Annotated in this window: 14 protein-coding genes and 1 tRNA gene; 10 read left to right on the forward strand and 5 right to left on the reverse strand. The window is 62.5% G+C overall.

Translation table 11 applies throughout. From position 1 onward, the window contains the following. The first annotated feature begins 64 nt into the window (after positions 1 to 64). Both ACYG9V_RS19940 and ACYG9V_RS19945 read left to right on the forward strand, forming a co-directional pair. Entirely contained in the window at positions 65 to 1837 is a 1773-nt protein-coding gene (locus tag ACYG9V_RS19940; RefSeq protein WP_460222001.1) for an adenylate/guanylate cyclase domain-containing protein, read from the forward strand. A gap of 129 nt (positions 1838 to 1966) precedes the next feature. Further along, entirely contained in the window at positions 1967 to 6289 is a 4323-nt protein-coding gene (locus tag ACYG9V_RS19945) for a cytochrome P450 (protein ID WP_352763435.1), read from the forward strand. A 7-nt stretch (positions 6290 to 6296) separates the two neighbouring features. Here ACYG9V_RS19945 and ACYG9V_RS19950 read toward each other — a convergent pair whose 3' ends face one another. Further along, entirely contained in the window at positions 6297 to 6983 is a 687-nt protein-coding gene (locus ACYG9V_RS19950; protein ID WP_023682508.1) for a Crp/Fnr family transcriptional regulator, read from the reverse strand. 508 nt (positions 6984 to 7491) lie between these two features. On the opposite strand from ACYG9V_RS19950, the gene ACYG9V_RS19955 reads away from it, so the two are divergent. The 5 genes from ACYG9V_RS19955 (at position 7492) to ACYG9V_RS19975 (ending at position 15241) form a co-directional block, all read left to right on the forward strand. Continuing rightward, positions 7492 to 9756: a DNA/RNA non-specific endonuclease gene (locus ACYG9V_RS19955; protein ID WP_460222002.1), complete on the forward strand. Its 2265-nt coding sequence runs from the start codon at positions 7492 to 7494 to the stop codon at positions 9754 to 9756. Positions 9757 to 9772: 16 nt separating this feature from the next. Further along, on the forward strand, positions 9773 to 10756 hold the full coding sequence (locus tag ACYG9V_RS19960; protein ID WP_352538315.1) for a trypsin-like peptidase domain-containing protein: 984 nt from the start codon (positions 9773 to 9775) through the stop codon (positions 10754 to 10756). A 184-nt stretch (positions 10757 to 10940) separates the two neighbouring features. Beyond that, positions 10941 to 12191, forward strand: coding sequence for a hypothetical protein (locus ACYG9V_RS19965; protein ID WP_352763430.1), 1251 nt, complete (start codon positions 10941 to 10943; stop codon positions 12189 to 12191). Beyond that, positions 12188 to 14857 carry a DNA/RNA non-specific endonuclease gene (locus tag ACYG9V_RS19970; RefSeq protein WP_023805164.1) on the forward strand — a complete coding sequence of 890 codons (2670 nt, stop codon included), beginning with the start codon at positions 12188 to 12190 and terminating at the stop codon, positions 14855 to 14857. Before ACYG9V_RS19965 ends, ACYG9V_RS19970 begins: the two co-directional genes overlap by 4 nt. Before the next feature lie 111 nt (positions 14858 to 14968). Further along, positions 14969 to 15241 carry a hypothetical protein gene (locus ACYG9V_RS19975; RefSeq protein ID WP_023696133.1) on the forward strand — a complete coding sequence of 91 codons (273 nt, stop codon included), beginning with the start codon at positions 14969 to 14971 and terminating at the stop codon, positions 15239 to 15241. A gap of 38 nt (positions 15242 to 15279) precedes the next feature. Here the strand turns inward: ACYG9V_RS19975 and ACYG9V_RS19980 are convergent. Further along, positions 15280 to 15354: transfer RNA gene (locus ACYG9V_RS19980), tRNA-Val, on the reverse strand. Between the two features lie 128 nt (positions 15355 to 15482). Then, entirely contained in the window at positions 15483 to 16166 is a 684-nt protein-coding gene (locus ACYG9V_RS19985) for a phosphoglycolate phosphatase (protein WP_023691328.1), read from the reverse strand. A 155-nt stretch (positions 16167 to 16321) separates the two neighbouring features. On the opposite strand from ACYG9V_RS19985, the gene rpiA reads away from it, so the two are divergent. From rpiA to gor, 3 genes are all read left to right on the forward strand, one after another. Further along, positions 16322 to 17053: a ribose-5-phosphate isomerase RpiA gene (gene rpiA / locus ACYG9V_RS19990; RefSeq protein WP_023668980.1), complete on the forward strand. Its 732-nt coding sequence runs from the start codon at positions 16322 to 16324 to the stop codon at positions 17051 to 17053. Next, positions 17040 to 17657, forward strand: coding sequence for a DUF2059 domain-containing protein (locus ACYG9V_RS19995; RefSeq protein WP_023668979.1), 618 nt, complete (start codon positions 17040 to 17042; stop codon positions 17655 to 17657). The genes rpiA and ACYG9V_RS19995 overlap by 14 nt, the downstream gene beginning before the upstream one ends. A 124-nt stretch (positions 17658 to 17781) precedes the next feature. Next, entirely contained in the window at positions 17782 to 19173 is a 1392-nt protein-coding gene (gene gor, locus ACYG9V_RS20000; RefSeq protein ID WP_023691326.1) for a glutathione-disulfide reductase, read from the forward strand. 73 nt (positions 19174 to 19246) lie between these two features. Here gor and mgtE read toward each other — a convergent pair whose 3' ends face one another. Together mgtE and ACYG9V_RS20010 are read right to left on the reverse strand one after the other, a co-directional pair. Further along, positions 19247 to 20614 (reverse strand): magnesium transporter, encoded by a 1368-nt coding sequence (gene mgtE / locus ACYG9V_RS20005; protein WP_023696129.1) that lies wholly within the window; start codon positions 20612 to 20614, stop codon positions 19247 to 19249. 289 nt (positions 20615 to 20903) lie between these two features. Beyond that, positions 20904 to 22790, reverse strand: coding sequence for an ABC transporter ATP-binding protein/permease (locus tag ACYG9V_RS20010; RefSeq protein ID WP_023691324.1), 1887 nt, complete (start codon positions 22788 to 22790; stop codon positions 20904 to 20906). Positions 22791 to 22992: the final 202 nt, after the last annotated feature.

A 22992-nucleotide genomic window follows, 5' to 3' on the forward strand; every position in this document is an offset into this window, starting at 1 on the left:
GTGTTTCAGGAACGGGTCGTCGCCTGTGCTGGACCAGAACCAGAAAGGGAGCGGGGGCTCGAACATGGCTGTACGGAACTACACCCGTCAGCTGGCGACAATCATTTCTATCGATGCCGTCGGGTTCTCGCGGCTGATGGGCATCGACGACGAGTTTGCTGTCGCGGCATTCGAGGAACGGCGCGACATCATCGCCGACAGCTGTGGCACATTTGGCGGCCGCACGTTCGGCGACGCCGGCGACAGCATCATGGCCGAGTTCGGCAATCCGATCGAGGCGTTGCGCGCGGCCTTTGATTTCCAGGGCCGCATCGTCGCCCTCAACGCCGAGGTTGCCGACGATATGCGCATGCCGTTTCGCGCCGGCATCAACACCGGCGACGTCATCGTGCGTGGTGGCCGCCTCTACGGCGACGACGTCAACATCGCGGCGAGAATCCAGGAATTCGCGCCGGGCAACGGTCTCGCCGTTTCGGAGACGACCTGGCACCATGTGAAGGACAAGACGGCGGCCGAATTCACCGATCTCGGCGAATTCATGCTGAAGAACATCGCCTTGCCGGTGCGCGTTCTGATCGCCGGCCGCAGCGGCAACGGATCCTCGCCGGCGGCGTCGTTCGCGGCCATTCCCCAGGCCAATGCGCAGCAGAAGCTGTCGTCCAAGGGGCCGCCGGCGATCGCCGTCCTGCCCTTCCACGCCGATGGCGGCGAGCATGACATCGGCTACATGGCCGACGGCATCGCCGAGGACATCATCTATGGTCTATCCAACACCAGATGGCTCTCGGTCATCGCCAAGGGCTCCAGCTTCCAGTTCCGCGACGACACGCTGGGCACGCGCGTGATCGGCAACGCGCTCGGCGCGCGCTACATCGTCAGCGGCACGCTGATGCGCAATGGTGGCCAGATCCGCCTCAACACCTCGCTGGCCGACGCGTCCAACGGGCGGCTGGTGTGGTCGCAGCGCTTCGATCGCGATCTGGTCGACATCTTCAACCTGCGCGACCAGATCGGCGCTGAGATCGTTTCGATCCTCGACAAGGAGGTCGACCGGGCGGAACAGGCACGCACCTTCCAGGTTCCCTGGGAAAGCCTGGAGACCTGGCAACTGGTGCGACGGGGCCGCTGGCACATGAACCGGCGCACCCGCGGCGACACCGAAACCGCACTCGAGTTCTTCCAGAAGGCCTACCGCGAGGACGCCAACTCGAGCGCCGTGCTCAACGAACTGGCGTGGTGGTATTTCTGGCGGGCATGGCTGCGTTTCGGCGACAGCGACGATTTGAACAAGGTCGAGCAGTTTGCCCGCAAGGCGTTGCTGGTGGACAGCCTGGATGCGCGCCCGCACGCCCATCTCGGCGCCGTCGACATCATGCGCGGCGAACCGCGGTCGGCCGTCGACCATCTCGAGGAAGCGATCCACATCAATCCGAGCTTTGCCTTCGCGCGCTCGGCCATGGGCAGCGCCCAGCTGCTGCTCGGCAATGCCGCGACCGCGATACCGTTCTTTCTCGATACCGAGCGATTGAGCCCGTTCGACCTCTACCGCTTCCACAATCTGGGGGAACTGACGGCGGCCTATTGTCTGGTCGAGAACTGGCCGGCGGCGATCGCTGCCGCTGACCGCTCGCTCAACCTGTCTCCCGGCTATTTCTATTCCAGGTTCCTGAAGATCGGCGCGCTGATGCGAAGCGGCCGGCCGGAACAGGCGCGGCGCGAGATGACCATTTTCACCACCCGGCATCCCGATTTTTCAGAACAGCGTGTGCGCTGGATACCGTTCACGGACAAGGCCGCGAACGAGATCCTCGTCGCCAATTTCCGACTGGCCAAATGAACATGGCGTCAATGCTGGCTGGAACATGGACCAACTGTGAAAAGATTCACATACGTGCAACCGATGCAAACCTAGGCGTTGAACGGCCGGCATCGCAATAACGTGGATAGCCGGGGGGCTTGAACGCGCATGACCGAACTGAAGTATTTCGACGCTATTCGCGTGGCCCAGAAAAACCAGCGCCCGCTGTCGGAAATGCCGCCGTTCGATCTCGGCCGGATCCGCAAGACAGGGCTGATTGCGCGCATCGTCGGGTCTCTGGCCGAAGACCCCCGCTGGGCGCTTTCCCTGTTGCGGCGTATCCGCCCGACCGGCAAGCTCTTCGGTGTTCTCGTGGTCACCAAGAACGCCGATGTCCGCGACATATTGGAGCGCGGCGACGAATTCCAGACCCCATACGGCCCGGAAATGACCGAGCTTGCCCGCGGATCGAACTTCATCCTCGGCATGCAGGACGGCGCCGACTACCGGCGCATGAAATCGTCGGTGCTGAGTGCATTCCCGCCGGCCGAGGTCGAAGCCGCCGTCAGGCCGATCGCGGCGCGTCATTCGCAAGAGATCATGACGCGCGCCAGCCCCGGCTTCGATGCGATCTCCAGGTTGATGAAGATCGTCCCGGTGCACATCTGCCGCGATTATTTCGGCGTCGAGATGGACGATGAATCCGAATTCGCCGACTGGGCGATCGCGCTGAGTGCGCTGTTCTTTTCGGACCCGACGGCGAGCCCCGTCATGCGCGAACTCGCAGTGGTGGCGGGCGACCGTCTTTTCAAAGTCATCGATCGCTCCATCCAGTCGGCTAGGGACCGGGGCTTGAAGGCCGAGCAACCGCTGGCGAGGCTGGTTGTCCAGATGGATCAGGGCCGCCTGTCGCGGGACGACCTCAATTCGATCATGCTGGGCATGATCGCCGGCTTCGTCCCGACCAATGTGCTGGCCGCCGGCAATTGCCTCGACGTGATCCTGTCGCGGCCCGACGCAAGGCAGGCTATCGATGCCGCATTGGCCGAAAACGATACCGCCAAGCTCGACAGGGCCGTCCTTGAAGCCATGCGCTTCAAGCCGATCTGGGTCGGCCCCTGGCGCTACACGGCCCGCGACGCGATCATCGGCAAGGGTACGCGCCGCGAGCGCCTGGTGAAGGCCGGCACGGTGGTGATGCCGGCGACGCTGTCGGCGATGTTCGATGCCGACGCCGTGCAGAACCCGGACCAGTTCGACACATCGCGCCCGCATCGCGACTACATGGTGTTCGGCCACGGCATTCATCAGTGCATCGGCGCCGAGATTGCCAGGATCCAGATCGGCGAAAGCCTGCGCGCCCTGTTCCAGAAGCAGGGCGTGCGCCGCATGCCCGGCAAGGCCGGGCGGATGACCCGCATCGGCGCCTATCCCGAAACCCTCAAGGTCGATTTCGAACGGGCAGAACTCTGCCGCACCGTAACGCAGTCTATGGTGACGGTGGTCTGCCCGGTCACCCGATCCGCGTCGCTGGATGCTGTCCGCGACAAGGTTGCCAGCCTCGGCAACCCGGCCGTCGAAGATATCCGCACCGCGCTCGACATTGCCGGCACCGTCCACTTCACCAGCCTGACCGTGGTCGGCACCGGCGAGATCGGCGCTGATTCCGGTCAGGAAAAAGGAGCTCTGGTTCTCGAGATTTCCGGTGACGGCAGCATCGACGATGTCATCGATGCGGTCACGCACGCCATCGGGCACCGGCTACGGCCGATCTTCAAGGATGTCTGCGATCTGCGCGATGGCGGCGCATTGAACGATTTCCTGCGCAAGCACAATGTCGACATATCGCCGTCCTTCGGCAGCAATGCCGGACTGGTGTTTTCGGGCACGCCGGGGCACTCGGTCCAGCGTATCAAGGCCGAGCAGCAGCTTTTCGAAGCCGTGCGCGACATCGTCGAGCGGCCACGCAAAGGCGCCGGCAACGCTCCTGCCGTGCTCGCTGAAGTTCGCCAGCATGTCCAGTCATTAGAGACGTTTGCCTGGGCGTTCGAGCCGGCCGAGAGCCTGCTGGAAAAGCCGCCGGGTCATTGGGGCCGTGCTCTGATGACGACGTTGCTGGTACCACCGGTCTTCGTCACGGTGGCGATCATCTGGGCTGCTTGCTGGTACATGACCTACAGTGTGGTGTTCGGCAGATCTATCGACATCAGTTCCCAGGAAATCTCCTTCACCGCTATAGCCGTGGCAATCACCTCACTTCTGTTGTCCGGACTTGGAGTGTTGGTGGCAGCGGCGCTGCTGGCGTTTTCGTGCTTGCTGGCGCTGCGACGCCGCGAGGACAGGGATCGGCCGGAAAGCACATCGATCGGCATATCTGAATTGAACGCGATACTCGTCAAGGAGGGCCACGCGGCACAGAACCATCTGACTGCGATTTCGACGATGAAGGCCGGCATCCTGCGGCGGCTGGCGCTCAGGTTTTCTTTCTACCTGATCTCGATAGCTGCCCAGAAGGTATTCAAGCCAGGCTTCCTCAACACCATCAACACCATCCATTTCGCCCGCTGGATACTGCTGCCCGGCTCCAAACGATTGATGTTCTTCTCCAACTACGGCGGCAGCTGGGAAAGCTATCTTGAGGACTTCATCGCCAAGGCGTCCGCTGGCCTCACCGGCGTGTGGAGCAACACCGTGGGCTATCCACGCACACGATGGCTGTTCCTGGACGGCGCGCGCGACGGCGATCGTTTCAAGCGCTGGGCGCGGCGCCAGCAGGTGCCGACCCTGTTCTGGTACTCCGCCTATCCCCAAATCAACACAGAGCGCATCCGGATCAATTCCCGGGTCAGGCGCGGCATTGCTTCCGCCGTCGGCAACGAGGCGCGCGACTGGCTGAGCTTGTTCGGTTCGCTACGGCGCCCGGCGAGCGAAACAACCACCGTTCAAAAGACCACTTCGCTGCTGGCCAATATCAGCTCTGCCTTTCCGGCGCCTCTCGAACAGCAGCTGGAAACCGGCGAGATCCAGTCCATCTTCTTCGGCCCGCTCGGCCCGCTCGCTTATTCGCATATGCTTGCGATCCGGGTGCCGGACAAGTTGCCGGCGCCCAAGCGCAGAGCCTGGCTCGATTTCGTCGTCGAGCAGACGAGTTTCGGCGAAGGCAGGCCCGCCGGGCGCGCTATGATAGTCGCCTTTGGTCCCGGTGGCCTGCGGCAGTTTGGGCTCGACGAGGGTGTGGAGGGCGATCCACTGGAAACATTTCCGATCGCCTTTCGCCATGGCATGGGCAACCCCGAGCGTGGGCGCATACTGGACGACCGAGGCCGCGACGGCCCGGACGAATGGGAGTGGGGGTCGCTGGAGAACCCTGTGGACCTGGTCATCGTCTGCTATGCTGAAGACCCGGGACGGTTGAAGACCGAGATTGCCACCGTGAGACGAAAGACGACCGGTGCAGGCATGAAGGTCGTCGCCGAACTGCCGCTCGCCGTAAACCGGGGTCCGACCGACACGAAGACGAAATCGTCCGACGGGGCAAAGCGTGACGGTCGGTCGGAACGTGGGCCAGCCTACGAGCATTTCGGTTTCGCGGACGGGATTTCGCAGCCGATTGTCCGGGGCACGACCCGCGCCAGCAGGGGCGCCGCGCCCATGCATCTGGTCGCGCCCGGCGAGTTCCTGTTCGGCTATCGTGATGAGCATGGGTTCTATCCAGCCTCGCCCTCGGTAAGCGCATCACGCGATCGGACTGGAATCCTTTCGCAGGTGCGCCGTAGCCGGCTGATTCCGGGCCTGCCGCCACCGCCGCGCGATTTCGGGCGCAACGGTTCATTCCTGGTTATTCGCCAGTTCGAGCAGCACGTCGACGTCTTCAACAACTACTGCAAAAAGGCTGCAGCCTTGGTCGCGAGCCAACTCGGCAACCAAGCCATCACGCAAGACTGGATTGCCGCCAAGATGCTCGGCCGCTGGCAGAACGGTAGCTCGCTGGTGCGCAACCCCGATCATCCGGGACGCGTCGTCGACAACAACTTCGCCGCTGGCGCCGAGGATCCGCAAGGCCATCGCTGCCCGCTTGGTGCCCACATTCGCCGTTCCAACCCACGCGACTCGCTGGGTGAGGACCGCGATACGCAGATCAATATCGGCAAGCGCCATCGTATCCTGCGGGTCGGCCGCACCTATCAGAAGCAGGACGGCAAGAATGGCAAGGTCGAAAAGGGGCTGCTGTTCATGTGCCTCAACGCCGACATAGAGCGCCAGTACGAATTCATTCAGCAGACCTGGGTTTCGTCGGCCACGTTCCAGGGCCTCGTCGCTGAAAAGGACCCGACGATTGGTTCGCGCGGCGGCGATGGCAGGTTCACCATTCCGTCATGGGAAAAGGTCACGACGCTCCGTGACATGCCGCAATTCGTCACCACCAAGGGGGGTGGGTATTTCTTCATGCCCAGCCGCTCGGCGTTGCGATATCTGATTTCGCGGCTCTGATTCGGCGTCAGTCGTCGTCCTGCGATTCGGCGATATGGCGCAGCGCCCCGGTGTCGGTGATGCGCAGGCCGCCGCGTTTGATGGCAATGAACGAGCGGTTGCGCCAGTCGTTGAGCGTCTTGTTGACGGACTCGCGCGTGGCGCCGAGGAATTCTCCGAGTTCCGATTGCGAGATCGGAATCCAGCCGGCGCTGTCGGCCATCACCTTGGCCAGGAAGACCAGGCGTTTGGCGAGCCTCGCCTCGATGCCGAAGAAGGCCTGGTCGCCGAGTTCGCCGCTGACCCAGCGCAGCCGGGCGCACAGAAGTTCGATCATCGCGCGTGCCAGCGGTGGATTTTTCTCAATGCGATCAAATAGTTGTGTCCTGCTGAGCGAAACCAGCTCGCAAGCGGTCAGGCAGATGGCGGTGGCGGTGCGTGGCCGCCCGTCAAGCGCGCCGATCTCGCCGACGAGGCTGCGCGACAGCTCGATATTGGCCACCAGCTTCTGCCCGCCAGGCGAATAGATCGAGATTTCCACCGTGCCGCTCATCACCCCGTAGATCCGGTCGGCGGCATCTTCCTGGACGAACAGATGCTGGCCGGCGGCGTAGCGCTCGACCTTGCAGCCGCTGAACAGGATATCGAACAGCTTTGGATCGATGCGTGCCAGGCGCGGCAGATCGTTTCTGTCGTTTGGGCCGCCAAAAGCCATGTTCCAAATTCCCAATTGCCGCAATCGGCGAAGTTTAAGGGCCGAAGTCTAAGGCAAGAGTGCACCGCGTCAAAGGCCGGCGTTCATCCCTTGCGATTACGCCTTGTAAAGGCTTGGCGCAGTGGTCGCGCCCAGTGCCTGGCTCGTGCCGGGCGGAAAGCCGCCTGCACGCGCGGCGAGAGGAGCCGCGCGTGCACGCGCCAACTGATAAAAATGGATAGGTGATAAAATTTCTGTAAAACCGAGCGGCCGCAATGGCCCTTCCACCCGTTGCGATAGGTGGGCGCAAACAGCGTGAGCGTCTGTGACGGAGATCACATACAGCATCGCTGAAATAATGCGAGCGTCATACATCGCGCGAGCGACTGCGGCAAAGAGACATGCCGACGTTGCACTCCGGTCATCTTCGACGCGAGTTGATTTGTTTCCTTGCCTGCCAGTCAGAATTGCACCAGTCCAAAATGGGGCAATACATTTCTTTTCTTCGACAGAACCTTTGAGGGCGACTATGCCGGTCAGCAGAGAGCAGCGAATCCGTCAATATCTCGATCTCGTCACCGGGGGCGAGGGGACTGAATCAGTCCTCGGCAACGTGGAGACGATGGCAGGCGGCGCTCTGGAATCCCTTGCGCCTGCGGAAGCCGGCAAGACGGAGGCGGCGTTTGAATCGGCGCGCGCTGGCATGGAGAGCCTCGCGCGGGGCGCCGAAGTCGCGCCCGAGCAGCTTTCCGATCTGGAAGCCATAATCATCCCGGAGTTGCGGCCGGTCTATGACATCAAGGATGGCACCTTTACGACGCTGACTTTCGACGGCGCTCCGACACCTGGCCATTCGCTGTGGACGAAGCTTACCAGCGAGGCCGCATTGAAGCAGCGCATCGAAGCCGCCCTGCCGGCGATCGGGCGTATCGAACTGTTGTGGAACACCAATATCCCTTACGGCGGCACGGGCTTCGTCGTCGGCCGCAACCTGCTGATGACCAACCGTCATGTGGCGCAGATATTTGCGGACGGCCTTGGCGACCGCAATCTGCAATTCATCAGCGGCCGCGCTGCCGGCATCGACTTCAAGCGCGATTCGGCGGCGGGAAACGTCTTCAAGATCCGCAATGTTCGGATGATCCATCCCTATTGGGACATGGCGATCCTCGAAGTCGAAGGCCTGCCCGACAATATCACGCCGCTGTCGCTCGCCGTCGCCGACGCGCGCGATATGCTGCGCCAGGAGGTCGTCGCCATCGGCTATCCCGCGTTCGACAATCGCAACGCGATCGACGTCCAGACGGAGATCATGCGTAACCGCTTCCAGGTCAAGCGCCTGCAACCGGGCATGCTGCAGGGCGGCTTCGATACGGAGAGTTTCGGCAAGATCGTCAGCGCGGCGACACATGATTGCTCGACCACTGGCGGCAACTCCGGCACCGCCATGATCAACCTCGCCACCGGCGAGGTCGTGGCGCTGCATTTCGCCGGCCGCTATCTCGAGCGCAACTACGCCGTGCCCACCGGCGCGCTCGCCAAGGACCAGCGTGTCGTCGACCTCGGCCTCAATTTCGCCGGCGCCGCCAGCGGCGGCCCCAACGATTGGGGCGCATGGTGGAACAAGGCGGACACTGGGTCGCCGGCCGAGGGCGTAAACCTGGTTGAAGTCGGCGGCGTCCAGCAGATCCCGGGCGTCGCCACCCAGACGCCTCCATCCGGAGGCGTCGTCGTTTCGCCGGGCGGCAGCGTCACCTTCGAAGTGCCGTTGCGCATCACCGTCTCGCTCGGCGCAACGCCTGCCCATGAAGCGGTCACGGAATTGGTCGAGCTCGAAGCGGCCAAGCCGACCCCTCCAGGCGGCGCATTCGTTCCCAAAACGGTCGCGGACTATGCCGGCTATAAGGGCTACGACGAGAAATTTCTCTCTGGCGGCACTAAACTCGCGCCGGTCGTTGTGCCGATGCCTGAGGCCACCGACCTCTCCGTGCTGGCGCCACTTAGAGACGGGGGCACGCGGCTAGACTACCAGAATTTTTCGCTCAAGATGCACGCAAAGCGGCGGCTGGCGCTGTTCACCGCCTCCAACGTCACCGAGGAGAGCAATCTGCGCGAGCCGGAAAAGGGCCGCAACTATTCGCGCGGCGGCCTGTTCAGCGAGCGCTGGTTCCCGGATCTGCGGCTCGACGACAAGTACCAGATCCCCGACGTCTTCTACACCCAGGATCAGGGCGCCTTCGACAAGGGCCATATCGTCAGGCGCGATGACGTGGCCTGGGGCAGCACCTTCGAGCTGCTGCTCAGGGGCAATGTCTGCTCCTTCCATGTCACCAACTGCTCGCCCCAGGTCGAAGGCTACAACCGCTCCGACAGCGGCGAGAAGAACTGGGGGGATCTCGAGAATCACGTCCTGTCGGAGGCGGCGAGCGAGCGGCTTTGCGTCTTCGCCGGGCCGGTCCTCGCCGATGATGACCGGACCTTTGCCGGCAAGGGTTCCAAAGGCACCAGTCTTCGCGCGCCGGTGCCGCGCCGCTTCTGGAAGGTGGTGGTCGCCCGCGTCAGTGACGGCATCGCCAGTTATGGCTTCGTGCTCGAACAGGATCTGTCGGACACGGAGCTGGAGTTTGCCGTCTCCGACGAGTTCATCGGCGCCATGTACCCGCTGACCGAAATCTCCGAAATGACCGGCGTCAGCTTCGACCAATCGTTGATCGATGCCGACCAGTACGAAACGGTTCGCGGCACCGAAATTGCGATTCGGGCGGGATCACGCAAGCGGAAGAAGAAGGCTTAGGGTCGGAGGGAATCCCATGACCGAATGGACGCAATCCGAACTGAACAGTCTCAACCGCATCCTCGCCAACCTCTACCCGATGATCGGCGACGGCGTGCGTGTTGCCAAAGGTGTCGGTCTTTCGACGGCCCAGATCGCCTTTGACAACAAGGCGATCAACAACTGGTTTGCGATTGTCCAGCGCGCAAAGCAGGAGACCAGGGCCGACGACCTAGTCGCCTTTGCACTCGAAGAGAATCCCGGCGACCAGGCACTGCTGCAGGCAAAGCAGCACGCCCCGCCTCCGCCGGTCGAAGGCCCCGCGACCGCCAATTGGAGCGGCGCGACGGCGCCGGCCCAGCTCGAAAAAATCCTTGGCGACAAGAGTACGCTGGTGCCGATCAGCTATCTGGAACTTGGCCTCATCAGGGCAAGATCGGTGGTGCGCATCAAGCGTGCGGATGGCAGCTCCGGCACCGGCTTCATGACCACCGGCGGGATACTGATCACCAACAACCATGTCTTGCCTGACGGCGCTTCATTGGCGGGCACGGTGGTCCAGTTCAACTATCAGCGCACCGTTGCCGGGCTCGACGCGCCGCTCGACCAGTTCGACATCGACATCGCCGTGCCTCTTCGTACCTCCAAGGACAATGATTGGTCCGCCGTCCGCATCAAGGGCGATGCCTCCAAATGGGGCGAGTTGGAATTGAAACCCATGACCGTCAAGGCCGGCGACCATGTCAACATCATCCAGCATCCCGGCGGTGCGCAGAAACAGATTTCGTTCGTCGCCAATGTCGTGGCCTTCGTCGGCGGCGGCCGCGTCCAGTATCTCACCGACACACTGCCGGGTTCGTCGGGCTCGCCGGTCTTCGACACCGACTGGAACCTGATTGCGCTGCATCACAGCGGAGGCTGGCTCACCGAGCCCAACGCGCCTACCAAAAGCACATATTATCGCAACGAAGGCATTGCGATCGACACCATCATCCAAGACCTCGCGGCCAAGCCTGTGTAGATGGTGAGCTATGCAGACCGATGGCGCAGCTCGATGCGCGGCGATTTGGGACTACGGCATGTAAATTTTTTCGGATGTGACGGTTTATAACGCCACACACCAAACACCAGGGAGTTCAGAGATCAGCGCCTATTTCGACCTCAGGCTTCAACTGGCTGATCTCTACCCATTGCCTCCCGATTGGTTGCAGGTAACCAAGGAGGCTGGGATCGTCGCTGGCGCCATCAACCTCCAGGGCGCGGCGCTCACAGTCTGGTTCAACATCCTCGACTATGCCTTGACCAAGAAGCTGTCGCAGCCGCTGATGAACACTGTCGTTCGGCAAAATCCGCAATGCGCCGCAATATGCAAAGCCTATCTGGATGAACTTGCCGCGGGCGAGAAACCGACGCCCGAACTGCCTGGCCTGACCACCGACGATCGGGTCAACACCGCGCTCGCAGGCTTCAACGCCGTCAACCAGCAGCCCAAGGACATTCAGGCGCAACTCGCCGCTGGCGATGGCCTCACCACCGTCGCCAGCCAGATCGATGTCCTCAAGACCTACAAGGACCTGCATGACCACCTGCAGAGCTTCCAATATGGCATCGGCAGCTTCCAGACCTTGCTGGTCGCCGCCCGCGACATGGGGGCCGACCTGGAACAGGTCCGCGTCCTGCGCAATTTCCTCAAAATATTGAAGCTCTTCTGTGTCTCGATCGGAGAGTCGGTCATGGAGCTGCCGGCGGGGCCGGCGCTTCACGATATCGAGCAGGCCTGGCTCGACGACCTCAAGGCGGCTGCGATCAAGTTGCAGGCTGCCATCGATAACAAGTCTCCGGACGCCTACGACGCGCTGTTTGACGTGCGCACCGTGCTGCGCGTCGTGCCTTCGCGGCTCAACCAGCAGATTTTCGTTACCGCGAAGAATTTGCCGTTCGGGCTTCTTGCCACCGGTCTCGACACGATAGCCGGCAAGCTTCCAGCAGGTGCCCCGGATGTTCCTTTGATAAAGGCTGCGCATGATGCGATCATGGTGCTGTCGTCGACCATCTATGCGCGCGTCGTCGAGCATAAGCTCTGGCAGGACGTCGACAACAAGCTGGCCAGCCTCACCGACATGATCGAGCCGATAGAAGAGGGCGCCGCGGCGGACAAGTCGCTGCCGTTCCAGTTTTCGCCGCTGTGGCGAAACCTGGAAGTGAAGGTCAAGGTTCTTGCCGATCTCGATCCCAATGGCGCCTGGCGAACGACGCTCGTCGACTACTCCACCGACGTCAACGACCAGCTATCGCGCGAGACCGTCGATACCGCCTTCATTCTTGCCTTCGAAGCCTATCGGGACGAGGCCCAGCAACGCTTCGTCCAGGTCGATCTGGCGCTGAAAACGGAATGCGCCTCGATCGTCCGCGTCAGCACGCCTTTGCATAAGATCATTGAGGACCTGGGGCCATGAGCGATGAACTTGCGACAGGCACGGAGACCGAAACTCCGGCCGATTTTATTTCGCTGAGCGACATCCGGATCGCACATCTCGAGCTGATGCGCATCGCCAGCAGCAATGAAGCCGTCGACCCATCGATGAGCCGCAGCGACAAGGCCGGCGCCGAGACGACGGAAGCCAGCATCGACAACACGGCCCCCGATGCGCAGGCCATCCGCGACTTCCTGGCCAAGGCACGGCGCGCCGGCAGCACCATCGCGCGGGAATCCGACCGGCGCGCGGCGCAGCGCATACTCGATTATTGGTCCGCCGAACTGGTCACGCGGCCGGGCATCACCTCAGCCGACGTCAGCCCGGCGCGGCTCGCGTCTTTCGCAGGTGGCGGTGGGCTCGAAACAACAGAGCCAATTGCCGTCGCGGTTGACTCCGAATCGGCATCGCGTGAAATCAACGATTCAGGAACGGTCGCCATCGCCGTTCCTGAATCAATGGCCGTCGCGACCAAAGACGGTGCCGAATCCGGCGACGGCTTCGCATCGGACGACGAACTGAGTTCGGACGAGCTGACCGAGCGCTTTCGCATTCGCGTGGCCGCCCAGGCGCGGCAATGGAAGAACACCGGCTATCCCGGCTATCTCCTGCGCGGCGAAGCGCTGAAGGAGGCGGCGGAGCTGCCGCAGGGGCCGGACATCGCCGAGTTCGTCGAGGCGAGCGCCAAGGCGGAGACCGACAGCCAGAAGCAGCGCGATCGCAGCAAGAATATATTGATCGCGCTGTTTGCCATCCTGGCCGCGATCCTTGGGGCAACCACCTATTTCGCCTACGTCCAGAGAAATGACGCTGTTGACGCGCGCAAGGATGCCGAGACGACGGCGAGTGAGGTCGCAAAGCTCAATGGAAAGCTTTCCACCGCCCTTGAAAAGACGGAAGACGCACGCCAGCGAGCCGAGGCTGCACTTGCCGTTGCCGAGAAGAAGGCGGAAGACGCCGCCAAGACGCTGGCCGAGCAGCAAGCCACGCAGGCCACTTTGCGATCCGCGATCTTGCTTGTGGTCGAACAGCTCAAACTCGGCAGCGTGTCCCTGGACAAGTTGGCGCCCGATTTGCGACAGGGGGTGCTGGTCGAGCTGGCCGGGCAGGTCAAAAGCGGCGAGGTCGCGCTCGACCAATTGCCGGCGCCGCTGCGCGCCGCGCTTGAACCGCTGCTTGGCAAAGACATAGACAAACAGCCTAACGTTCTTTCGGGATACAAGGTCGATTTCATAGGGGCCACGATCGGCTTGCCCAGGATAACCGACGACCTGGCCAACGACGCCGTGGCGCCGCCGCTTGATTACATCAACTACTCGCTGGTCATGGGCCGAACTCATCGCATGGCCATCTATTCGGCCGTCAACCTGGATCGGTCGCAGAGGTTGCCGCTGCAATTCACCGCCAGCAGACTGAAACCCGACAGCCGATTGTCGGTCGACTACCAGCCTCGTCCCAACTGGTACTTTCGCGCGGACCGGCCCTGGCTGGCGGCGCGATTTGCAAGTGCCAGCGACATCGCCTGGGGTCCGGAGTTCGCCGGCGATCCGGCAACGGCGGCGCTCAAGCTGGCGCAGTATGCCTCTTTCCTGCCAAACACGATGCCGCAGCCGCGTACTTTCTACGGCAGCCGATGGGTGCCGCTCGAAAACTGGGTTCGCTCGCAGCACAATCCGCTCGCCAATCGGGTGACCATCTTCAGTGGTCCTGTCTTCCGGCCCGCGGACCAGCCGGTCGACGGCGTGCCGGTCCCTTATGCCTATTGGAAGCTCGCGGTGTCCTCGGTGTCGGCGGCCGTGAAGGGAGAGGTGAGGGAGCCGGAATTTGAGGTCGATGCGTTCTTCATTCCAGCCGACGCTACGGGGGCGTTCAACGTCGAGCAGTATCGGCTCCCGGTTGCCGAGCTTGAAAGGCTCACGAGCCTCAATTTCGACCCTCTCATCGAATGGACGGATTCACTGAAGAACCGCGGCCCCAATGGAACCGCGGCCGACGAACTGGCGGCTCGCGTCAAGCTGCTCGACGGCGCAAATGATGCACTGCGCGGTGACCTGATTGCCGTCCTCGAAGACGCAGACCTTCCGGTGGTCGAACGGCAGAAGATCGTCGCGGCTCTCGTCGAGATGGCCGGCCTGCAAAGCATAAGCGGGCTGACACCGGCGGGGCGCCGCAACGTGCTTGAGACCCTGCTTGGGGTACCGCCTGAATTGTGGGAACGCCCGGACTGGCTGGCTGTGTTTGCCGGCGCGCGCCGGGCGGTTGCCGATCTCGCCCTTTCGGCAGCCGACGGCCAGACTGTTATCGGTGAGCAGGATCGCAACGCACTCAACACGCTGAAGGACCGGCTGCGTATCCAGCAGAGCCCACAGACGGTTTACGTCCAGTTCGCCGGCATGGCGCGCGAGGACGCCGGGGCGCTTTCCGCAAAAATGCGGGCCTTGGGCTGGGGCATTCCAAACCCTGGCGAAGAACGTGTCGCCGCTGCCGCCGGCAAGAACGAAGTTCGCTACAACCCCTACAACGACGCCGACCGTGGCGCCGCCGAACTGCTGGCCGCCGACCTCACGGTTGCCGCTGGCCGACTGGTGACAGCCCGTGCGGTGCCGATCATCAAGGCCAACACATTGGAGATATGGACCAGCATATAGAAACACTGAAGGCCCGAGCGGGGCGAAGACAAGGGCGCGTAAAAAAGCCGCGATGCGCCGCTCACTATCGTCGCGACAAATACGGGCTGTTCTCACTCCAGAGGTTTTTACATGCGCACGCGTCACGCCGTCATGCTTGCACTTTCCGCGCTTTGCATTCCAGCCGTCTCCATGCCGCTGCAGAAAGCCAACGCGCTGGAGCCTGAAAAATACACGGTCTATTGCGCCAACGATCACATCGAGGTTTCGTTCTGGGATCTCGAGCAGATGAAGGTGCGCAACGGCTCCGATGTCTGCCAGTTCCAGAGCTACACGAGCTACTCAAGCGCCTTGAACTTCGCGCAGAAGAATTTTGGTGGGGAAGGGGCGAGTTGCAGCTGCTAGGAGTGCTGGCTTGGAGTGCGCTGTTCAGGGAAAGAAAATGGTGGGCGATGCAGGGATTGAACCTGCGACCCCACCCGTGTGAAGGGTGTGCTCTCCCGCTGAGCTAATCGCCCGCTCGTTGCCCGAAGGCCAAGCGAGCCGCGATATAAGGGAGGCAGGGTTGTGAAGTCAAGGCGATGCGCCGGCCTTCTGTGCCTGAAATAGGCGAGGGCAGGCGCTGCCGCGCAATCGCCCGTTTCGCTCAGCCGGCCGCAGCTGCAATCAGCCGTTCCGCCAGGTCGAGCGTCAGCGCGTCGAAATGCGAAATCACCGCCGATGGCTCGAATTCTCTGACATGGCGGTCGGTGTAGCCGAAATCGACGGCGACCACCGGAATGCCGGCTGCCTTGGCGGTGTCGATGTCGGTCTGCGAATCGCCGACCATCAGCGCATGATGCGGATCGCCGCCGGCGAGCCGGATGGTCTCGGTCAGATGGCGCGGGTCGGGCTTGCGGAAGGCGAACGTGTCCTGGCCGGCGATCGCGGCGAAATGCTTTGTCAGGCCGAGCGCCTCGATCAGCGCTTTCGAATTCGCCTCATATTTGTTGGTGCAGATGGCGAGCAGATAGCCGGCCTTCTCGAAGCGGGCGATGGCTTCGACGACACCGGGGTAGGGGCGCGACTTGCCGGGGATGTTGAGTGTGTAGTGGTCGAGGAACACCTTCAGCAGCCTGTCGTGCTCCTCCACCGCCAGCGATTTCTGCTGCGCGGTATGCGCGCGCTCGATCATCACCCGTCCGCCCTGGCCGACAAAACGCCGGAAGCCGGCCTCGTCGACAGCGGCAAGCTCGCTGGCGGCAAGGCTGTGGTTGAGGCTGTCGAGCAGATCCGGCGCCGTGTCGATCAGCGTCCCGTCGAGGTCGAACACGATGATCGGTTGGGTCATGGCCTGTCCTGTGGCTGATGCATTGCAGGCAGGCGATAGCGGCTGCGCTTCTTTCAGGCAAGCCGGTGCGAGCCAAAGTCTTTGACCCTGCGGGCAAAAGTGCTAGGAGCGCGCATCCAGAAAAATCAGAACCAAGCCAAACCCCTGGGGCGAGCATGGATGCGAGGCAGTTGAAAGTCGAGGCCGCGCGGGCAGCCCTTGCCCATGTCAGCGACGGCATGCGCATCGGCATCGGCACCGGGACGACGGCCGACGAATTCGTGCGGCTGCTGGCCGAAAAGATCGCCGCGGGCTTGACCGTCATCGGCGTGCCGACGTCGGAGCGCACCGCAGCCCTTTGCCGCGAACTTGGCGTGCCGCTGTCGACGCTTGAGGAAACGCCCGAGCTCGACCTTACCGTCGACGGCGCCGACGAGATCGACGCGGCGCTGACACTGATCAAGGGCGGCGGCGGCGCGCTGCTGCGCGAGAAGATCGTCGCGGCGGCATCTCAGCGCATGATCGTCATTGCCGATCGCTCGAAGATGGTCGACACCCTTGGCCGGTTTCCCTTGCCGATCGAAGTCAACCAATTCGGCCTGTGCGCGACCGAAATCGCGGTCGCGGCAGCGGCCAAAAGTCTCGGCCTTTCCGGCCCGGTTACATTGAGGATGACGGGGGGCCAGCCTTTTGTTACAGACGGCGGCCATTTTATCCTCGATGCATCTTTTGGCCGCATTCCGGATACAAGAGCGCTTTCTAATGCTCTCCATGCCATTCCTGGTGTGGTCGAGCATGGTCTTTTCATCGGGCTGGCGTCAGCGGCCATCATCGCCGGCGGCGACGGCATCCAAACAGTCCATGCCGCCCGAAAACCAGGGAGTTCTACCGATCATGATGTTGCATAACCGGGTTCGCAATCTTTGCGCCGTTCTGGCGGCTTCGGCCGTTTTCGCCTTCTCTTCCCCGGCGTTCTCGCAGGAGATCACGGAATCGCATCTGAAGGCGGCACGGGCGGCGGTCACGGCAATCCACGCGACCGACTCGTTCGACAACATCCTGCCGCAAGCGGCGGCCTCGCTCGAGCAGCAGCTCATCCAGAAGAACCCTGATATGCAGGAGCTGATCGGCAAGACCGTCAGCGAAAAGGCACTGGCGCTGGCCTCGCGCCGTGCCGATCTGGAGAAGGAAGCAGCGCTCGCCTATGCCAAGGTGTTCTCCGAGAAGGATCTCACCGACATCGCCGCCTTCTACAATTCCGATGCCGGCAAGAAGCTGCTCGACAACGGCCCCAACGTGACGCGCGAACTGGTCAAAGCCGCCGACATCTGGCAGAACGGCCTGGCGCGCGATCTCGCCCAGCAGGTCGGCGAAACGCTGGCAGCCGCCGCGAAGGCCGCTGCTCCGGCCGCGCCTGCGCCGGATAACGCAACTGCCCCCGCCGATGGCGCTGCACCTGCCGACGGCGATGCGCCCGCAGACGGTGACCAGCCGGAAGCGCCGAAGAACTAAGACGTCTGATTTCGCCACCGGCATCCTTGCCGCTGGACCAGAAAGCCCGGTGGAAACCGGGCTTTTCTTTTGGCTTCATGCAGCCTACCTGTCTCAAACATTTCTTGGGGCAAGGAACAGCAGCATGGCCGGTTACGACTACGATCTCTTCGTCATCGGCGGCGGCTCCGGCGGGGTGAGGGCGGCGCGCGTGGCGGCAGCGCTCGGCAAGCGTGTCGGCATCGCCGAGGAATACCGCTATGGCGGCACCTGCGTCATCCGTGGCTGCGTGCCGAAAAAACTCTATGTCTATGCCTCGCAATTTCCCGAGCATTTTGCCGACGCCGCCGGCTATGGCTGGACGGTGCCGGAGGCGAGCTTCGACTGGCCGACGCTGGTCGCCAACAAGGACCGCGAGATTGCCCGTCTGGAAGCGATCTACGAAAAGAACGTGAAAGGCGCCGGCGGCGAGACGTTCCACTCGCGCGCCATGCTGGTCGACCCGCATGTCGTGCATCTCCTGGGCGATGACCGCACCGTCACCGCCGACCAGATCCTGATCGCCACCGGCGGCCGGCCGGCGCCGCACCCGGCGCTGCCCGGTCACGAGCATTGCATCTTTTCCAATGAGGTTTTCGACCTCAAGCAACTGCCGAAGGCGATCATGATCGAGGGCGGAGGCTACATCGCCGTCGAATTCGCCAATATCTTCCATGGCTTGGGCGTCGACACCACGCTGGTCTATCGCGGCAAGGAGATACTGTCGCGCTTCGACATGGACCTGCGGCACATGCTGCACGAAACCATGGAAAAGAAGGGGATCAAGATCCTCTGCCACGCCGTGTCGGAATGGGTCCGCAAACGGCCGGACGGCAGGCTGGATGCGTTGGTCACCGGCGGCAAGGTGCTGACGATCGACCAGGTCATGCTCGCCATCGGCCGCCTCCCAAACACCGAGAATATGGGCCTGGAAGGCGTCGGTATCGAGCTCGGCATAACCGGCGCCATCGTTGTCGACCAGTATTCCCGCACCAACATCGACAACATCTGGGCGATCGGCGACGTCACCAACCGCGTGCAGTTGACGCCTGTGGCGATCCACGAAGCCATGTGCTTCATCGAGACCGCATTCAAGGGCAATCCGACCGCGCCCGACCACGACACCATTCCGACCGCCGTCTTCTCACAGCCGGAGATCGGCACCGTCGGGCTGTCCGAGGACGATGCCGTCAAGCGCTACTCCGATATCGAAATCTACCGCGCCACATTCCGGCCGATGCGGCACACGCTGTCGGGCCGCGACGAAAAGATGCTGACGAAGCTGGTGGTCGATGGCGCCACGCGAAAAGTGCTCGGCGCGCACATCCTCGGGCCGGACGCCGGCGAGATGGCGCAGTTGCTCGGCATTCCGCTGAAGGCCGGCGTCACCAAGGATGATTTCGACCGCACCATGGCCGTCCACCCGACGGCAGCGGAGGAACTGGTCACCATGTACAAGCCTACCTACCGCGTGAAGAACGGCGTGCGGGTCGATTGACGCCCGCGCGCTCGATCTTGAAGAACCCCCCATGGCAGCCGCTGTTGCCACCGAGATGGGAGCCTGAAGCTTATTACAACAAAGTGCCGCGCAGGATGACCAGCGCCACCGAGAAATAGATCACCAGGCCGGTGACATCGACCAGCGTGGCGACGAACGGCGCCGAGGCGCTCGCCGGATCGAAGCCGATCCGTTTCAGCGCGAACGGCAGCATCGACCCCGACAGCGAGCCGAAGGTGACGATGCCGACGAGTGCTGCCCCCACGGTCGCCGCGATCAGCGGCCAATGCGGCCCATAATCGTAGAAGCCCATATATTGCCAGAGCGCGATGCGGCAGATGCCGACCACGCCAAGCATGGCGCCGAGCACGAAGCCGGTGGGCAATTCGCGCAACGCCACCCGCCACCAGTCGCGAAGGCCGATCTCGCGCAGCGCCAGCGCGCGAATGACGAGCGAGGTCGCCTGCGAACCGGAATTGCCGCCCGAGCTCATGATCAGCGGGATGAACAGAGTGAGCACGATCGCTTTTTGCAGTTCGCCTTCATAGCTTTGCATGGCGTTGGCGGTCAGCATCTCCGAGATGAACAGCGCGCACAGCCAGCCGCCGCGCTTCTTGATCATGGCGAGAAAGCTCATCTTCATGTAGGGCTCGTCGAGCGCCTCCATGCCGCCGAAGCGATGCGCGTCCTCGGTCGTCTCCTCGATCATGGTGTCGATGATGTCGTCGATGGTGACGATGCCGAGGATCTTGCCATGGTCGACGACGGGAACCGCGAGCAGGTCATATTTGGAGATCGTCTGCGCCAGTGTCTCGCGATCGGTCAGCGGCGTCACCGTCACCGGGGCGCGATCCGGCGCCACCGACAGGATCGGATCGTCCGGCTCGCCGGTGATCAGCCGGCGCAGGCCGGTCGAGCGCACCAGCACATGCGTGTCTGGATCGACGATGTAGATGGCGTAGACGGTCTCCCGCGTCCGCTCCACCTTGCGGATGTAGTCGAGCGTGCGCCCGACGGACCAGTCCGACGGCACGCTGACGAATTCGGTCGTCATGATCGAGGCGGCGCTGCCTTCGGGATAGCCGAGAATGGAAAGCAGCGTTGCCCGCAGCGGCGGGACCAACCCGCCGAGCAGCTCGGAGCGCGTCGGCTCATCCAGCTCTCGCAGGATATCGGCGGCGCGGTCGACCGACATGGCGGTCAGCAGCTTGCACGCCTTGGCGCGCGGCAGCGCCTCGGCCAGATCGGAGGCGCCGTCGAGTTCAGGCTGGTCGAAGATCTCGACCAGCCGCTCGAACGGCATTTCGCAAAGCAGTTCTATCGCGGTATCGCGAGCTTCCCGGTTCAGGGCCTCGACGACATCGGCGACGTGATCATTGGCAAGGATACGCGCGATAGCGACGGCATCGTCGCCCGCTACGACGGGGGTAAATTCGTTCATGGCTCACTCCTTGCCGTCCGGCGGGACGTGAGCCGTTAGAGGTCACATCGAGGCGGACGGCGGTTGCGTTCGACTACTGTCGCCAGGCATGGCGCGGTGACCTTTCTGCTCGCAGGTTCGAGTTGGAATTCAGCGAGCGGGCGCAACATAGGAGCGCATCTTGGCGAGTCAATCGCGGGGGTGGCGGAAAACAGCCGGGAGCCGGCCCAATCGCGAGACTGTGATGATTATTGAAGGGGGAGGAGCGAGTGCCCCGCCGCCAGTGGCGGAACGCGCTTCGGCGTGGCTGCTATTTCTGCTTCAGCCGGCGTGAAAAACGCATCCATTTGTCCTCGACCGGCCGCGGCTGCGTAAGGATGGTGGTGAGCTCGCGCGGAAGGTTCGGAACAAGCGGCCTCTTGGTGGCGACGCCGTCGGCGATCGCGACCACGCTATGGTAGAATTCCTCGCCCGAGGCCGAACGTGGCGGCACCGCCTCATGCATGATGCTGATCACCGTGACATCGGGACAGTTGTCCTTGATGGCCTGGTGGAAGGCGATCTTGCCATCCGGATCGAGCGCGCCGGTCGCTTCGTCGAGGAACAACAGTCCCGGTTGCTGCAGCACGATGCGGGCCACAACCAGCTTCTGCTTCTGGCCGCCGGACAGCAGCTGGTCCCAGATCTTTCCCTCGCGGCTTTCATCGGCCATGTGTTCGATGAAATCGCCAAGGCCGGCCTTGTGCAGGGCTGCCGCGACCTGCGCATCGCCATAGTCGTCCTCGGAGCCGGGCAGGCACACCAGCTGCTTCAGCGACACCTGCTGCAGCTTGACCTCCTGGGCGGCATAGAAGCTCCTCACACCGTCAGGGAAGACGATGGTGCCGCGGCCATAAGGCCACAAGCCGTTGATCGCCTTGATCAGCGAAGTCTTGCCGCAGCCGGATTCGCCCTTGAGGAATGCCCACTCGCCGCGCCGAAAGCGCAGATTGGCTGCGCTCAGGAACGGCGTGGCGTCTTCACCCTGATGCGCCAGTTCAAGCTTCTGGATGGTCAGGCCGAAGACCGGGTTCTGGCTGGCATAGTGGAAATCGGAACGGCCGGTCTGGCTGTAGAATTCCTGCGGCTGTTGGACGTTTTCAATGGCGTGCGCCAATTCAATGACGCGCTGGCTGTTGGCCCGCAAGGTGGCGAGACTCGGCATGACATGGATGAACCAGGAACATTTGCTGATCAGCGCGTTGACCTGCTCGGAACCGGTTATGTAGCCCTTGAGGTCGACGCCGTTGTGGATGAACGGCACCAGACCAGGTCCGTAGGCGACAACTTTGGCCCCGACGAAATTATAGACCGATTCGAATCCCGCATAGAGGGTGTTGACGATGTTGAGCTTCGACCAGGTGGTATCGATATCCAGATAGAGCCGTCCATGTATCGTCTTTTGCACGTCTTCGCCTTGCGACGCCGACACATGGAAACTGCGGCGCAACAAGGTGATCAGCTCGCTGCGATAGGTGCCTTCGGCCTTCTGCATCCTGACATTGAGCCACTCCAGCATTCCGCCGAGTTTGATCGCGATCCAGGTATTGACGGGCACATAGATGGCAACCGCCAGCAGAGCGAGGACGGCGCTGCCATAGCTGCCGAGGGCATCCAGGCCTTTTACCTCCACGGAATTCGCCAGCAAAGCGCCGCCGACAAAATAAAGTGAGGTGAAGACGCCGAAGACACCTTGGGCAAGCCCGATGGCGCCGCCGGCCATGTCTTTGATCGATTCCTGCACGCGCTGATCGATGTTGTCGGGCGCTGGCGCATCTGGCGAGCCATTCTGAGCGTGGTAGTGCGTATGGTTGGTATCGAGCAGCGCCGCATTGAAACGCGCGTTCAACCAGGCGCGCCATTTGCGATGCAATGTCGCCGATACAAATTTGCAGGCGCCTATGATTCCCATGTCCTTGAACACGACCAGCAGCACAAGCAGGCCGGCATTGGTAAGCACCGATTCAAGGGGCGTGGTATTCGCGGCGTCGTGAAAAAAAGCGATTGAGGCTGCCAGTTCGCCCGCCAACACGGTAAACCAGACGTCGGCCTTGCTCGACAGGGCTATGATGAGTGCGAGGACGACGGTAAGAGCCCAGGCCTCTCTCCACCGGTCCGAGAACCAGTAGGCCCGCATCAGTCCCCAGAAGGTCCGCATCGATGATACTGGCGTCAGGGGCGACGGCCCGGCGGGGGCGTCGCGGTTCCAAAGTGCCGATATTGAACGTCGCGGTCTGTCGACCCGAATCACAATCCCGCCCAAACCTTTTTTAGTTTTGTTACGGATAGTAACACCAATTGATCATTTTCTATGAATTTTATGCCGGCGAATGTGAGGCAGCCCACCCCCGTTGCCATGA

The sequence above is a fragment of the Mesorhizobium sp. W016 genome, from assembly GCF_054719485.1.